Annotated in this window: 13 protein-coding genes and 1 other RNA gene; 4 read left to right on the top strand and 10 right to left on the bottom strand. The window is 45.4% G+C overall.

Features of this window, described 5'->3' with window-relative positions; genetic code table 11:
• Positions 1-156: 156 nt before the first annotated feature.
• From K5Q73_RS00590 to K5Q73_RS00560, 7 genes are all read right to left on the bottom strand, one after another.
• Positions 157-588, bottom strand: a complete 432-nt coding sequence (locus K5Q73_RS00590) for a hypothetical protein (protein ID WP_220758657.1) — start codon at positions 586-588, stop codon at positions 157-159.
• A 288-nt stretch (positions 589-876) separates the two neighbouring features.
• Complete coding sequence (gcvP, locus tag K5Q73_RS00585; protein ID WP_220758658.1) at positions 877-3,765, bottom strand: aminomethyl-transferring glycine dehydrogenase; 2,889 nt, start codon at positions 3,763-3,765, stop codon at positions 877-879.
• 245 nt (positions 3,766-4,010) lie between these two features.
• A complete protein-coding gene (gene gcvH / locus K5Q73_RS00580) occupies positions 4,011-4,400 on the bottom strand; it encodes a glycine cleavage system protein GcvH (RefSeq protein WP_220758659.1) in 390 nt (129 codons plus the stop codon).
• A 409-nt stretch (positions 4,401-4,809) separates the two neighbouring features.
• Positions 4,810-5,904, bottom strand: a complete 1,095-nt coding sequence (gene gcvT / locus K5Q73_RS00575) for a glycine cleavage system aminomethyltransferase GcvT (protein ID WP_220758660.1) — start codon at positions 5,902-5,904, stop codon at positions 4,810-4,812.
• Positions 5,905-6,243: 339 nt separating this feature from the next.
• Positions 6,244-7,464, bottom strand: a complete 1,221-nt coding sequence (locus tag K5Q73_RS00570) for an FAD-dependent oxidoreductase (protein ID WP_220758661.1) — start codon at positions 7,462-7,464, stop codon at positions 6,244-6,246.
• A gap of 117 nt (positions 7,465-7,581) precedes the next feature.
• Positions 7,582-8,859: a 2-octaprenyl-6-methoxyphenyl hydroxylase gene (ubiH, locus tag K5Q73_RS00565; protein WP_220758662.1), complete on the bottom strand. Its 1,278-nt coding sequence runs from the start codon at positions 8,857-8,859 to the stop codon at positions 7,582-7,584.
• Positions 8,860-8,955: 96 nt separating this feature from the next.
• Positions 8,956-9,531 carry a UPF0149 family protein gene (locus K5Q73_RS00560; protein WP_220758663.1) on the bottom strand — a complete coding sequence of 192 codons (576 nt, stop codon included), beginning with the start codon at positions 9,529-9,531 and terminating at the stop codon, positions 8,956-8,958.
• 384 nt (positions 9,532-9,915) lie between these two features.
• On the opposite strand from K5Q73_RS00560, the gene K5Q73_RS00555 reads away from it, so the two are divergent.
• The 4 genes from K5Q73_RS00555 to K5Q73_RS00540 all read left to right on the top strand — a co-directional run bounded on the left by K5Q73_RS00555 (position 9,916) and on the right by K5Q73_RS00540 (position 12,199).
• Entirely contained in the window at positions 9,916-10,236 is a 321-nt protein-coding gene (locus K5Q73_RS00555; RefSeq protein ID WP_220758664.1) for a cell division protein ZapA, read from the top strand.
• Between the two features lie 82 nt (positions 10,237-10,318).
• Positions 10,319-10,500: non-coding RNA, 6S RNA (gene ssrS / locus K5Q73_RS00550), on the top strand.
• A gap of 438 nt (positions 10,501-10,938) precedes the next feature.
• Complete coding sequence (gene ompV / locus K5Q73_RS00545; protein ID WP_220758665.1) at positions 10,939-11,712, top strand: outer membrane protein OmpV; 774 nt, start codon at positions 10,939-10,941, stop codon at positions 11,710-11,712.
• Between the two features lie 31 nt (positions 11,713-11,743).
• Positions 11,744-12,199, top strand: coding sequence for a hypothetical protein (locus tag K5Q73_RS00540; RefSeq protein WP_220758666.1), 456 nt, complete (start codon positions 11,744-11,746; stop codon positions 12,197-12,199).
• A 119-nt stretch (positions 12,200-12,318) separates the two neighbouring features.
• Here the strand turns inward: K5Q73_RS00540 and K5Q73_RS00535 are convergent, their stop codons facing one another.
• From K5Q73_RS00535 to K5Q73_RS00525, 3 genes are read right to left on the bottom strand one after another with little or no spacing between them, the layout of a single operon-like run.
• Positions 12,319-13,611, bottom strand: coding sequence for an ATP-binding protein (locus K5Q73_RS00535; RefSeq protein WP_220758667.1), 1,293 nt, complete (start codon positions 13,609-13,611; stop codon positions 12,319-12,321).
• A 33-nt stretch (positions 13,612-13,644) separates the two neighbouring features.
• On the bottom strand, positions 13,645-14,346 hold the full coding sequence (locus tag K5Q73_RS00530; protein WP_220758668.1) for a response regulator transcription factor: 702 nt from the start codon (positions 14,344-14,346) through the stop codon (positions 13,645-13,647).
• Entirely contained in the window at positions 14,346-14,735 is a 390-nt protein-coding gene (locus K5Q73_RS00525) for a DUF3019 domain-containing protein (protein ID WP_220758669.1), read from the bottom strand. The genes K5Q73_RS00530 and K5Q73_RS00525 overlap by 1 nt, the downstream gene beginning before the upstream one ends.
• Between the last annotated feature and the right edge of the window lie 7 nt (positions 14,736-14,742).

Here is a 14,742-nt window from a genome sequence, read left to right as displayed (position 1 = left end):
ACCTATTCTTTTTATAAGGCTTTCTTTAAAGTGGATAATGAATTCACTGTTAAAAAACACATCACTTCGAATAAGTGCGGTCAGAGTAAACTTTCCCGTCTCAACAAAAAAGCGAACTCTCCAGTTCGCTTTTTCAATTCAAAACCACCAAAACACTCACCCCAAACTCACCAACCCATGATGTTTACCTATAGAGTTAACCACCCCAACCAACCGCTGCTTTATCGCCTGCTCAATGCCCACACCGCCCTTTATAGGCGTAAGCAAGTCAGCAACTGCAATAAAAGCTGTGGTGTTTAAGCTCGTGCTGTCGTAACAATAGGCGTAACCATCACCCGATACCCATTCTTTTCCTGTCCCAGCGCTCCCACTCTTTTCACTAACAGCCAGCCCTTTATCTTCCAAGCTCCTAACCAAGGTAAAGTCGAAAGCCAAGATACAGGCTTCATCGCCATACCAATCGGCTTTCAACGCCTGAAAATTGATCCACATTTCTAGCTCAAGCAATAACGGTTTCAGCGAACTTGAAAAGCCGCTATCGGCACTAATCGTAATAGGAAGTTGTTGCTCTAAATCTATCTTACTCATCGGTATTTCCGTTACTCTGCTCTGGTTTAAATCAAGTGGTTTAAATTAAGCGCTATAACACTGATTCTGCGAGCTAATGCCATAGGTTGCAACAGCCTAATGTTAGATTTATCTTTAAAATTCACTCAATAAAAAACGCACCACTAAGGGTGCGTTTTACGTAATGGCGTTACTGCCGATGTTAAGACAATGAAGCCGATGGTTTTCGCCGCGGAGTTGACTCCAGTCAATGAGCAGTGAAAACCTAAGGCTGAAGCCGTATTATCGAGGCTAAGTAGCCATTATAAATTATTCGTAGTCAGAGACTGGTGCACAAGAACACATTAGATTTCGGTCACCAAACACATCATCAATACGGTTAACCGTTGGCCAGAACTTATTCGCCTTAACCGCTTTAGTCGGGAACACGGCAACTTCACGGCTGTAAGGACGTGAATCAAAGTCTGGATCCATGATGTCTGCTAGTGTGTGCGGCGCGTTGTGCAGTGGGTTGTTATCCACTGGCCACTCACCTGCTTCTACCTTGGCGATTTCGCCACGAATAGACACCATTGCCTCGATAAATCTGTCTAGCTCAACCTTAGACTCTGACTCTGTTGGCTCAATCATTAAGGTACCCGCTACAGGGAAGCTCATGGTTGGCGCGTGGAAGCCGTAGTCATTTAGGCGCTTAGCAATATCCATCTCGGTCACGCCTGACGCTTCTTTAAGCGGACGTAAGTCGATGATGCACTCGTGCGCTACACGGTCATTTCGACCTGTGTATAGCACTGGGTAGTGCTCAGACAGCTTCTTCATCATGTAGTTAGCGTTAAGCAGTGCTACTTGTGTTGACTGACGTAGACCTTTCTTGCCCAGTAACTTGATGTACATCCAAGTAATAGGCAGGATGCCTGCGCTACCAAATGGTGCAGCTGACACCGCGCCATTGTTGTCTGACTCTAGTCCGTGCTTAACTACCGCGTGACCAGAAAGGAATGGCGCAAGGTGCTTTTTAACACCGATTGGGCCCATACCAGGTCCACCGCCGCCGTGTGGAATAGCGAAGGTTTTGTGTAGGTTAAGGTGCGATACGTCAGCGCCGATAAAGCCTGGCGATGTTAGGCCTACCTGTGCGTTCATGTTAGCGCCATCTAGGTAAACCTGACCGCCGTGCTGATGGATCACTTCACAGATCTCACCGATGGTTTCTTCATACACACCGTGAGTCGATGGGTATGTCACCATGATGCAAGATAGGTTGTCAGCCACTTCAGCCGCTTTCGCCTTTAGGTCATCCATGTCGATGTTACCGGCTTTATCACAAGCGGTTACCACGATTTTCATGCCTGCAAGCTGCGCCGATGCTGGGTTAGTACCGTGAGCTGATTGTGGGATTAGACAGATGTTTCTGTGCGCATCGCCACGTGATTCATGGTATTGCTTAATAGCCAGAAGACCCGCGTATTCACCCTGTGCACCAGAGTTAGGCTGTAGCGATACCGCGTCGTAACCTGTGATATCCACTAACCATGCAGATAGCTCTTCAAGCAACTGTGCATAACCTTGTGCCTGATCTTGCGGGCAGAATGGGTGCATGTTACCAAACTCAGGCCAAGAGATAGGCATCATCTCGGTTGCTGCGTTTAGCTTCATTGTGCATGATCCAAGCGAGATCATAGAGTGGTTTAGCGCTAAATCTTTGTTCTCTAGACGCTTGATATAACGCATCATTTCCGTTTCGCTCTGGTAACGGTTAAATGTTGGGTGCGTTAATATTGCATCGGTGCGTACAAGCTCGCTTGGGATAGATGCGCTGCCGTTAGCAATAATGGCGGCATCTAGTGCGGCAACATCTTGGCCGTGACCTTCACCTAAAAGAACGTCAAATAGCTCTGCTACGTCAGTGCGAATGGTGGTTTCAGATAAACTTAAACCAATCACACCATCGCTGTCGATGCGTAGGTTTAGGCCTGCAGCTACCGCACGCGCTTGTACAGCGGCAACGTCTAAGCCTTTAATTGATAAAGTATCAAACCAAGTGTTATTTACTAGCTCAACACCTTTTGCAGTAAGACCTGCAGCAACGATATCAGTTAGGCGATGAATACGCTCGGCGATAGTTTTAAGACCCTGTGGGCCATGGTATACCGCGTAGAACGACGCCATGTTTGCCAGCAGAACCTGCGCAGTACAGATGTTTGAGTTAGCTTTTTCGCGGCGGATATGCTGCTCGCGAGTCTGCATTGCCATACGCAGTGCGCGGTTACCGCGAGTATCTTGTGATACACCGATAATACGGCCCGGTAGTGAACGCTTGTGCGCATCACGGGTTACGAAGAATGCTGCGTGTGGACCACCAAAGCCCATTGGTACACCAAAACGCTGTGAGTTACCAAATACGACATCGGCGCCCATAGAACCTGGTGACTTAAGTACCACTAACGACATGATATCGGCAGCAACTGACGCTAGCGCCTTTTTCTCATGTAGCTTGGCAAATAATTCAGTGAAATCGGTAATTTGACCATGACGGTTGGTGTACTGGAACAGGGCACCAAATAGCTCATAGTTAACGGCATCTTCAGCAGGACCAACGACAACTTCAAAACCAAAACACTCGGCGCGAGTTTTAATCACGTCAATTGTTTGCGGAAATACATCGTCAGCCACAAAGTAGATGTTCGCTTTTTTAGCTTTAGACACACGCTTAGACAATGCCATTGCTTCGGCGGCAGCAGTTGCCTCATCAAGTAGTGATGAAGAAGCTAAATCAAGGCCGGTTAGGTCCATTGACAGCTGCTGGAAGTTTAGAATCGCTTCAAGACGGCCTTGAGCAATCTCTGGCTGATAAGGCGTGTACGCTGTGTACCAACCTGGATTTTCTAATACGTTACGTTGGATAACCGTTGGCACTTCAGTACCGTGGTAGCCCATGCCAATGTAGCTTTTGAAGACCTTATTTTTGTCTGCAATTTTGCGGATATAAGCTAAGCCTTCTGCTTCGCCACATGCATCGCCAACCGCTAAGTCACGGTTTAGCAAAATCGCACCAGGCACAATTTGTGCGGTCAAATCTTCTAGTGATTCAGCACCGACAAAGTTAAGCATTTCTTGCTGCTGGTCTGCACCAGGGCCAATGTGGCGGCGTAGAAATAATTCGTGCTGCTCTAACTGCGTAAGGGTTTCTGTGGTCATGAGTAACCTAGTTCCATATTTGCCAGTATCCTGCCTGTAGGGGGCGGTGCTACCGGTCTATTTAGTTTTAGAATGCTTGTGTTGTTTGGCCTTTTTGCCGAGGCTTATTTACGTTCGCTTAGATACTTTGGATTACATCGCGTGCCAAAATATTTTCACTTACATGCCTGTTAATTTTGCTTAAAGCCATATAACGAACAAAGCCCCAATCAGCGATGAGTTGGGGCTTTGTGAGTCATCGACGCTTATTCGTCGTCGATAACCGCTTGATAACCTTCGGCATCAAGCAAGTTGTCTAGTTCAGCGAGATCTGTTGGCATTACGCGGAAGAACCAACCGTCACCGAATGCGTCGCTGTTAACTAGCTCTGGAGAATCTTCCAGTGCTTCGTTTACTGCGATAACTTCGCCTGAAAGTGGTGCGTAGATGTCTGATGCTGCTTTTACTGATTCAGCTACTGCGCAGTCTTCACCAGCATTTACGTCGTCACCCACTTCTGGCAACTCAACGAACACCATGTCACCCAAAAGCTCTTGAGCGTGCTCACTGATACCGACTGTGTAGCTACCGTCTTCTTCTTTACGGATCCACTCGTGAGAAGAAGCATATTTAAGTTCAGCTGGGATATTGCTCATTGGTCTAAATCCTTATTCGATGTTCTAATTCTGTATTTAATAAGAGGTTACACTGACTTGCCTATTAAGGCTTATATCAATTTTTGCACCTGTTTTACATCATAAGTGCAGCGATTTCATCTACTTTTTGACGTTTGCCACATTGTTTTAGTTCAACGAGGTAAATCTATTATTTTTACGCTTTATTAAGCGTTAGCTAAAAATAGATGAAATCGTCAATTTTGCTACCTTACATGCCACGACTACATTTTATATTCGCGGCATCACAAACGGTTTAAACAAACCTTTTTCTGAGCTAAATACGCAGGAATTTAGTGCTAATTTTAGGAGCCAGCGCGCAGTTGATAAGTATCAATGAGCACTGGCGACAACAAAGTAGGACTAAATAGCCAGTATTAACCCAGAAAAATTAGAATGCTTGTTTACCATTGCGTACAAACGACGGTGCGATAACCTTTACTGGTACACGCTTCTTACGCATTTCCACTTCAGCTACTTCGCCGATGCTGCGCGGTACGCGAGCCATAGCAATTGAGTAGCCTAGCGTTGGCGAGAATGTGCCACTGGTGATGGTACCATGCTGCTCTACACCGTCGCTGTCGGTAAAGAATACTGACATGCCGTGACGGATAACGCCTTTAGCGTCCATGATGAGGCCAACAAGCTTGTCTGTACCTTCTGCTTTAATCTTTTCTAGCGCTTGGCGACCGTTAAAGTCACGATCCGCAGGCTCCCATGCCACAGTCCAACCCATGTTGGCTGCAAGCGGGTTAACGCTTTCGTCCATATCTAGGCCGTAAAGGTTCATACCGGCTTCTAAACGTAGGGTATCACGAGCACCTAGACCACAAGGGCGAATGCCTGCATCTAAAAATGCTTGCCATAGCGCTTCAGCTTCGTCACTAGGCACGATAACTTCGTAGCCAGTTTCGCCTGTATAGCCTGTAGTTGCGATAAACAGTGAATCAGATTGCACGCCGAAGAAAGGCTTCATACCCTCGATTGCTGCGTTTTGTGCATCGTTAAATACTGTTGCCGCTTTTGCCTTAGCATTTGGGCCTTGAACAGCAATCATCGCAAGCTCTGGACGCTCGGTGACTTCAACGCTGAAGCCTTTAACTTGCTCGCTGATCCAAGCTAGATCTTTTTCACGCGTTGCTGAGTTAACAACAATGCGGTACTCGGTATCTGATAGGTAATAAGTGATAAGGTCGTCGATTACGCCGCCGTTATGGTCAAGCATACCGCCGTATAGCGCCTTACCAGGAACTTTTAGCTTAGCGACGTCGTTGGCTAGCAGTTTACGTAAAAAGGCACAAGCGTCATCACCGATCACGTCGACTACTGTCATGTGAGATACGTCGAACATACCTGCGTCTTGACGAACCGCATGATGCTCTTCGATTTGTGAACCGTAGTTTAGTGGCATATCCCAACCATGGAAATCTACCATTTTGCCGTTCGATTCTAGATGCTTGTTAAAAAGTACAGTTTTGTTAGCCATTTCTATCCCTTCTTTGGGGTCTTCTAGTCTGCAACTGCCGCCATCACTTTACACTTTATATAACGTACTTATATCGGGTACTTTTGTAGGGTACAGATACAAGATACCGATAAAGTGACTAGCAGCAGATCAATGTAGTCGTATTAAAATGCGGCGAAATTATACCTTGAGACACGACTTTGTATACAAAAGAATTTTCTAATCCGAACAGTTTTGTCATTAGTTTTTCTCATTATCAATTTGTTAAATCTTCACACCAAAACAGCAGTTACGCAGATAACAAAAAACAAGTCGATGAAATTAAAGACTTATTCAGCCTTAACTAATGAGTTCAAATTGTTAATTTTTAGACCGCTGACACAACTTAGGTAGATTTGTCTTGTTACCTAGCGCCTGTTGAATAAACAGTGTTTTCAAAGGCGCAAAATTGTCGACGATATTTAAGCCCAGATCGCGGATGGCTTTCTTAATCGGGTTTGTGCCTTGGAATAACCTCTTAAAGCCTTCCATCGCAGTGATCATTTCTAGTGCTTCGGCTTTGCGCCAACGTTCAAGATCCCGTAGGTGTTTATAGTCGCCAATATCTTTACCCTGCAGCTTAAGCTCCCTTATCACCTCGACTATGCTGGCGGCATCGAGAAAACCTAAGTTAACTCCCTGACCAGCTAACGGATGTATGGTGTGGGCCGCATCGCCAGCTAACACCAAACGCGGCCGTGCAAAGTGACGCGCGTAACGCATACGTAGCGGGAATGACTGACGCTCACTCTCAAGGGTGCACATGCCTAAGCGACCATCGAAGGCGGCGGTCAATGCACGTTCAAAATCAACTTTATCCAATGCCAGTAACTGCTCGGCTTTTTGCGGTGACACCGACCAGACGATGGAGCACAGATCTTTTTCGTATAATGGCAAGAAGGCTAATGGGCCTTCGCTATCGAATACTTGCCTTGCAGTGTCGCCATGGGGCAACTCGGTGCGAATAGTGGCCACAATAGCGTGATGGTTATAATCCCAGAAGGTCATGGGGATCTTACACTGCTCGCGTACCCAGGAGTTGGCACCGTCGGCAGCAATCACTAGGGCCGCACTAATGCTGTCGCCATTATCTAAGGTTAGCCAAGCTTCACGCTCACCAAAAGCGATACGTTCTAGGCGCTGATTCTCAATATAAGTCAGCTCGCTAAACTCGCTAGCGCGCTCGGCTAATGCAAAGGCAATAGCGTCGTTTTCGATAATCGAACCAAGATGGGTTTCGCTGAGTGAATGGGCGTCAAAATCAATCTTGCCTAGGCTGTCTTTGTCCCACACCTGCATTTTTTGGTAAGGACTCACTCTCGATGCAGCCAAGTAAGGCCAGGCACCTAAGTTAGTAATAAGTTGCTGGCTAGCCTTGTTGATGGCACTCACTCTAAGCTTAGGCGCACCTGAAACGGCTTGGGTCTGACCCGCATCAATCACCACGACTTTAATGCCTTCCATCGCTAAACCAATAGCCGTAGCAAGGCCAACCATGCCTCCACCAACAATTGCGACATCATAAGTTTGTGTGCTTAACATCTTTTACCCTTACTCAAAATACTGCTCATAGCGTGAATTACGCGGCCATTAGTTTGCCTTTTCAGGCTCTGCTAATGGTGACTGTTACGGTTGTATAGGTTGAACCCGTTGTAACGCCTAGCCTTTACTCCAGCCCATTGCGCGGCGTGCAACAGGGGCCTTTAATGGCGGAAACCAAGAAAGCAATCGTAGTCCGAGATTGCGTCCGGCTACCATCGGCCAATAATCATTTGAAAAACCGCGCACTAAAAACTCGATATTGTTCATAGTGCTTTGTCTGTCAGCCTTACGTCGCTCAAGGTAGCGATGAGTTAACTCTGTGCTACCAATATCTAAACTAGCAGGACACTGCGGGTTAGTAAGTACTTGCTTAAGCGAGTCAATCAAGCATACCACGTCGCGCAGGCCTAAGTTAAAACCTTGACCTGCAATCGGGTGCAGGGTCTGGGCGGCGTTGCCTAAAAAGACGGTGCGATGGTATATCGGTCTAGGCATATACGACAGGGTCAATGGGTAGCTAAAGCGATTACCTACATCAACAAATCGTCCGGCTCGATAGCCAAAAGCATGCTGTAATTTGTCGATAAATTCACTCTTGGGCGCCGTTAATAACTGCTCTGCTTCATCGGGCGCAAGTGCCCACACTAAAGATAAACGCGACTCACCTTTGCTATCAGCCATTGGCAATAAGGCTAATGGTCCGGTTTGAGTAAAGCGCTCATAGGCCCAACCGTTATGTGGCTGCTTGGTGTGAATATTGGCGATAATTGCGCTCTGACCAAATTCGACCTGTTCTAGTGGCTGCTTAAAAGCCTGACGCACCTTAGAGTTAACTCCATCTGCGGCGACCAGTAGTTTTGCCGAGATCTGCTGACCATCGTCTAGAGTCAACAGTTGTGAGTCAATGCGCGCTTCAACGCTTTGCAATTTGTTCGGGCAATAGAGCTCAATATCACTTTTTTCAAGCAGGCTAAACAGCTTGTTACCCACGGCTTCAAGCTCGACCACTTGCCCTAGGTACGGCAGCTGAAGTGACTCGCTATTAAGCTCTGTCATGCCAAAGTGGCCACGATCGGAGACATGAATATTGCTAATTGGCGTTGCTAAAGATTGTAGATGTTGCCAAAGACCCAGCTGTTGTAGCTTAAAGATAGAGCCATGGGAGATAGCGATTGAGCGGGCGTCGAATCCAGGATGCTCACTGCTGGGCTTATGCGCCTCGATAAGCGCTATTTTAATTGGTGTATTATCGCCAATACTCGCTTGCTGCTTAGCAAGCTCAGCCAGGCCTAGGGCTAAGGTCGCCCCCGCCATTGCGCCGCCGACAATCGCGATATCGACATCAAGGATCTGTGTGGTAGTAGCTAGAAAAGCCTGCTCGTTAGGATTAGCCATGAGTTTATAGACCCAATAACAAAAATACTTGGTAGTGTTGCTGATACAAAAACCGCCATTACAAGTTACTGCGATGGCGGTTTTTAGGTATGAGTTTTAGTGAAGCACACCCACATCGATGGGCTGGTCATCTTCAACCGCTGGGCCGAACTCCGCATAGCACATCAATGCAGCCATGCGAGTAAACTCCATTAGCTCAATCAATGCCGCTTCTGACTCTTCATCTTCGGCTACATCAAACTCTACCTGAGCTATCTCAGACAAATCTTGAATGACTTCACGCACATCAATTGATGCTTGATTTAGCTTAGGTTGGATAATCGCGATGCCGGTAAGGAAACTTTGCACCCAAAGTGATAGAGCTTCAACACGCTTTGGCAGTGACTCTTCCTCTTGCGGCAACATAGGGCTAAAACCAAAGTCAGTATCAGATAAACGCGTCACCGCATCTTGGTATAGCTCTTCAATCAAGGCTTGCAGATCTTTTGGCAGTGCTTGGCCGTCATTCATCAGCTCAAGTAAAGGTTTAGTCCAACCTGAGGCATTTTGCTCTACCCCGCCACAAATAAGCCCAACGAGAGCGCCGTGAACTTCGACAGGATGCTGACCAATTTCAGCTGCGTTGAGTGCTGCAAGTAACTTATCTATGCTCAATGTAGGTAGGCTCGCCATAAGGTGTTATCCAATCACAAAATATACTGTGTTCATGCTAGCAGAAGTGCGAGTGTCGACCAATAGTCGGCTCGATAAAGTCAGCAAAAGTTTGCGGGGTTAGCCACAAAAGCAGCAATCGACTCTGTCGGGCATTGACTGGCAAATCGATTCACCATTAACGCGGCAATCAATAGTTGCTCTTTGTTCAAGCTGAGCATGCACTTGCTATGCTTCAGTACTTAATGACGTATATGAGTACAAACTGGTTTATGTTTATACGCCAATGGCGATCTAAACAACAATTAATCTAAACTGCATCAGTTTGCGAGCCGATCGTGTTGCACTTTGCTAGTGAGACCGATATAGTCCGCTCAAGTACACGGTTAAAGGACTCTTCTCGGAATGAGTAGCAAGGCGATTGAAATTACCCTTATGGGTCGTACCTACTCTATTGCTTGTCCAGAAGGACGAGAAACTGCGCTTAGGCATGTGGCAAATAACCTTGAAAAGCAGTTAACCTCGCTCAAAGCGCGTACTAATAACATTAGCCGTGAAGAAATCGCCATTATGGCAGCATTAAATACCGGCTATGAGCTGTTAGAAGAACAGCAGAAGAATCAAGATTATATAAAGCAGATGGATAATAAAATCGGTTTGCTGCAGTCGACACTTGAAGATGCGTTGGTTGAACGCGCTACAAAACCCGACGAAACATCGTTATAATAGAGCTTGCTTAATCAGCAGCTGTTAACAGTTTTTTCGTAAGCCCATTTAAGTCACCCGACTGGTTTACGAACACAAGTTTTGCTCCCTGGGATATTCGCTAGCTGGTAATGTCCCTGTGCCGATAATTACAAACCCAGGGTGAATGTTTTACTGACATTGTGCAAGCTCGGCTCGTACCGAGAAGCCTTAGGAGGTATTCATTTACCCGCCTTGAACCTACGGTTCAAGGGCTACACCAGCGGTCGGTATTCTGGGGAGCAATTTAATTTACATGAAGCCACTTTGTTGATGACAAAGTGGCTTTTTTGTATGTGCGCATTGGCGATACCGACCTGTCGGACTTTCTATGAAAAGACTGGGGGGAGCAATTATTCTTTATAAGAAAAAGTTACATGAAGCCACTTTGTTGATGACAGAGTGGCTTTTTTGTATGTCCGCATCGGCGATACCGACCTTTCGGACTTTCTATGAAAAGACTGGGGGGAGCAATTATTCTTTATAAGAAAAAGTTACATTAAGCCTTCTGTTTATTAAGAGTTGAATACCGACTTACAATCTCGGCTACAAGCAGCTTTCAGCCACATAACTCAAGTCATTTTGTAAAAGCACAGTCTCAGGTTACATTTGGATACAGAGTCCTAATCCGCCATCAAATATAGTTACTCCACTGATATTTGAAGGACGTAAAAGGACTAACCTATGAAAAAGACTTGTTTAGTTATCTCGACTCTATTACTTACTAACTCAGTGTTTGCAGCAGACAACACCTATATTCGTAACGGTAATATTTATAGCCACGAAGGCCAGTTTTTTGCTGGAGCAGGTGCAGCAACGGGTAGTGAGTTTTATAAAGGCCAAGACCATAAGACCGGCGTATATATTAACGGTGGTTACCATGGCGAAGACTTTAACGCTGATCTATCAGGTATTAACTATCGCTTTTTTGGTAACAATGATAGCGCTATCAACTTTAGTGCCTTTGTTGTCACAAACCCAGGGTTTGATTCTAATGACGCAGATGTATTAACCGGTATGAAAGACCGTAAGATCAGTGGCGATTTAGGTTTAAACGCTGATATCAAACTCGGGCGAGGTACCTTATCCAGTAAATTCCAACACGACGTTACTGGCGTCTACGACGGTTACCAAGCGGATGTTACTTACTACCAACCAATGAACATCGGCTTTGCTGATTTTGTACCTTACGCCGGTGTGCACTATTACAGTAAAGATTTCGTCAATTACTACGCAGGTGTATCTAAGTCAGATGCCACAAGCGATCGTGCAGCATATAAAGGCGATGGCGCATTTGCATACAAAGCGGGTTACGCATTAGTCATACCGCTAACTGAACATTTAGATATTACTCAAGCTACTGGTTACTCACGCTTAAGTTCTGATATGGCTGACTCGCCGCTCGTAGGCAGTAACAATCAATGGGTAACAACTTTAGGTGTTAGCTACAGCTTTTAACTAAATGCCCATGACTACAATGGAGATGATAATGAAACAATATAGAAATCTATTCATAGGTGTTTTACTGGCTGTTATGTTAGCCGCATGTGCCACACCTTATGATACAGAGAAGAGCTTTTGGACCTTTGGTAAGGGGTTTGAAACCATGCAAATAGCCCCTGACAGTTGGCAAATCAGTTTTGTAGGTAACACCAATACTGACCGAGCACTGACACGTAAATATGTGATGCTCAAGGCTGCCGAGATATGCCAAAAAGCGGGCTATCCATACTTTAGCTTTAACAATGAGCAAACCAACCGCGACTCTGTGGCTCAGTATGGTGCAGGCACAACGACAACTGATATTTTGTGGGGTAGTTCTACCATAGATAAAGAGACTTCTACGGTTGTAGAAGTTACGGGGCTGAAAAACAAGCCAAACGACCCGTCTTCTCGAGTTTATAATACCAACTACATTTTGGAACATGTATCGTCGCAAAGTTAATCGATAATAAACATAAAAAAGCGCCTATTAAGGCGCTTTATATGTGTTATTCAGATAGATATTTAGCTATTACACGTTAGCTGACCAACAATTAGGGGCCAGTAAGATTCTATAACGAATTAGCTTTTGAGTTCGATGCTCAATGACATTCTTGCTCCACTTAATGCGCTTGAACGCCCAATCACTAATTCGGTTCCCATCCAGCTCCCTATGCGCTTAACAATTGCTAGCCCCATGCCGTGCCCGGCATTATCTCGGCTTTGTTGACCACGAACAAATGGCTTAACAACTTGCTCAATTTCATTGCTGTCGATCCCTTCGCCATCATCCTCGACATGCAACAATACACGATGCTGTTGCCTTTCCACTCGAACCAAAATGGCTGAGCGACCAAAACGCTCAGCATTACTAAGCAAGTTAGCAAGCTGCATCGAAAGATATTTAGGATCAGTACAGACCTGAATAGCGGACTCTGACGCTTGATATTCAATTGGATAAGCAATATTGCTATGATCTGCCAACTTCTGTTTAAGCCAGCTGTTTAGCTCAATCACTTGTAAGTCGGGTTTAATATTTGCTTCATCAAGCCGAGCATAACTTAATAGGGTTGAAACCAGTTCTTCCATGGTATCTAAATCACGGTTTAATCTTTGAAAATACTTAACTCTTAGCTGTTCTTTTTGTGTTTCTTCGAGCGCTTCAATACCAAAACGCAGCCTAGCGATAGGCGTTTTTAAATCATGGGAGACTGCGCGGCTGAGCAATTTATTATCGTCCACTAGCTGCTGGATACGATCGGCCATACGATTAAACTCTGTTTCAATCGCACCGATATAAGAGGTTTTACTGACTTTGATCCGTTGCTGTAGTTGCCCCATGCCAAAGGTTTTAGTAGCTTTACTCAGGTTCATTAGCTGCCTAATAAGTGGTGACACCCAAACCAATAGAATCAGCACCACACCAAGATAAAACAACATGGTATAGATCTTATTCCAGCTAAAGCGGATTTCCTCTGGGGACACTAACTGAGTTTTAATATTCAGAACTTGGCTAGTAAGCGGTAACCAATAATGTAGTGAGATCCCTTCATCTGACTCTAATAATAAAGCGGCATCTCGTTTAAACTGAGCCGCTAATGATGGCGGTAAAATAAATATCGCCTCATCAATTAAAGAGAGCTGCTGTTGGTTTTGCTGATTCCAATTTGCGATAAAGTACGCAGAATCAACCAGGTCATCATCTAGGCTTTGGGCTAATGAACGACCTACTAGCTTTAGTGCGGTCAATTGCTCTTTGGTCGTTGGCGTATCGCTACTTGGGGCTGTAAGACTAGCAAACTCACTAATTGACCAACCAAGGCTAACTATTGATACCAGTACCACCAGCACTAAAGAGATGATGAGTTTTTTCATGACTCGACCTTACCCAATAGCTCATCCATAAGATTATTGCGCGTCGTCTTCGCGACAAAATAGATAGCCTTTGCCACGGATAGTTTTGATTTTATAAGCTTGGCTTTGCGCTTCATGCAGTTTTTTTCGCAGTCGTGATACCCGAATATCAACAGAACGGTCAAAGCCGTCGTATTCAATACCGCGTAGCTGGGCAATTAAGTCTGAACGGCTCACCACTGTGCCAACTTTTGTAGCGAGTAACCATAAAACATCAAACTCATTGGCATTTAAATCTAATACTTGATGCTCAATTGTGACCGATTTTGCCACGGCATTTAGCACTAAAGTGTCAAACACCAACTGCTGTTTAATCGTGTCATCGGTAGCGCGGCGCAATAATGCTTTGATCCGCGCTAACATCACCTGGGGGCGAATAGGTTTGGTAAGATAGTCATCAGCGCCCACCTCTAATCCTTGAATTTCATCGCCATCTTCAACGCAAGCTGTCATAAATAAAATCGGCCCAGTGTAAAAGGCACGCGCCTCTTTACAAACATCAAAGCCATTCTTAACCGGTAACATCACATCTAGCAAGACTAGATCAGGCTCCTCTTCGGCGATCATTGTTAGGGCAAAATCACCCTGACTGGCAACCGTAATGCTGTAACCATGGTCAATTAAATAATCGCTTATCCACTCGGCTAACGAGGTATCGTCCTCCACTACCAATATGTGCTTTGTCGTTGATGTCATTAAAACAGTCTCCAACCAGACGGACTTTGCTTGGGCGCTTTATATACCCATGTCACGATAACTTTAACCTCTGCTAACAATTGCAAGTTATCGTGACGGATCAGGCTAAACGCCGTGGTAGCATCGCCTTCAAAACTGTATTGATATTGCTGTACCGATTGGCCATCCCAACAAGTTAACTGTTGGCGATTTTTAGATTCTATTAAGCAGTAACGTCCTGCTGCTGGCGTTTGCCACTGAAACAATACATCTTGATAGCAAGTTTGGCCTTTATGCAACGCCACGCATTGTTCAGGTGTTGCGGTAAAATTAATGGTTGGCTGCTTAGCTAAAACGCTAGATGGGCTGATAAATAACAAAAGCCCTAACCACTGATACAGCTTAGTCATAGGCCAC

It is taken from the genome of Shewanella sp. MBTL60-112-B2, from assembly GCF_019655055.1.
Taxonomy (GTDB): domain Bacteria; phylum Pseudomonadota; class Gammaproteobacteria; order Enterobacterales; family Shewanellaceae; genus Shewanella.
This window is presented reverse-complemented; position numbering and strand designations above follow the sequence as displayed.

Excerpts from the sequence above, each read along its gene's own strand:
- K5Q73_RS00590 (WP_220758657.1), bottom strand. The coding sequence starts at position 588 with ATGAGTAAGATAGATTTAGAGCAACAACTTCCTATTACGATTAGTGCC.
- gcvP (WP_220758658.1), bottom strand. The coding sequence starts at position 3,765 with ATGACCACAGAAACCCTTACGCAGTTAGAGCAGCACGAATTATTTCTA.
- gcvH (WP_220758659.1), bottom strand. The coding sequence starts at position 4,400 with ATGAGCAATATCCCAGCTGAACTTAAATATGCTTCTTCTCACGAGTGG.
- gcvT (WP_220758660.1), bottom strand. The coding sequence starts at position 5,904 with ATGGCTAACAAAACTGTACTTTTTAACAAGCATCTAGAATCGAACGGC.
- K5Q73_RS00570 (WP_220758661.1), bottom strand. The coding sequence starts at position 7,464 with ATGTTAAGCACACAAACTTATGATGTCGCAATTGTTGGTGGAGGCATG.
- ubiH (WP_220758662.1), bottom strand. The coding sequence starts at position 8,859 with ATGGCTAATCCTAACGAGCAGGCTTTTCTAGCTACTACCACACAGATC.
- K5Q73_RS00560 (WP_220758663.1), bottom strand. The coding sequence starts at position 9,531 with ATGGCGAGCCTACCTACATTGAGCATAGATAAGTTACTTGCAGCACTC.
- K5Q73_RS00555 (WP_220758664.1), top strand. The coding sequence starts at position 9,916 with ATGAGTAGCAAGGCGATTGAAATTACCCTTATGGGTCGTACCTACTCT.
- ompV (WP_220758665.1), top strand. The coding sequence starts at position 10,939 with ATGAAAAAGACTTGTTTAGTTATCTCGACTCTATTACTTACTAACTCA.
- K5Q73_RS00540 (WP_220758666.1), top strand. The coding sequence starts at position 11,744 with ATGAAACAATATAGAAATCTATTCATAGGTGTTTTACTGGCTGTTATG.
- K5Q73_RS00535 (WP_220758667.1), bottom strand. The coding sequence starts at position 13,611 with ATGAAAAAACTCATCATCTCTTTAGTGCTGGTGGTACTGGTATCAATA.
- K5Q73_RS00530 (WP_220758668.1), bottom strand. The coding sequence starts at position 14,346 with ATGACATCAACGACAAAGCACATATTGGTAGTGGAGGACGATACCTCG.
- K5Q73_RS00525 (WP_220758669.1), bottom strand. The coding sequence starts at position 14,735 with ATGACTAAGCTGTATCAGTGGTTAGGGCTTTTGTTATTTATCAGCCCA.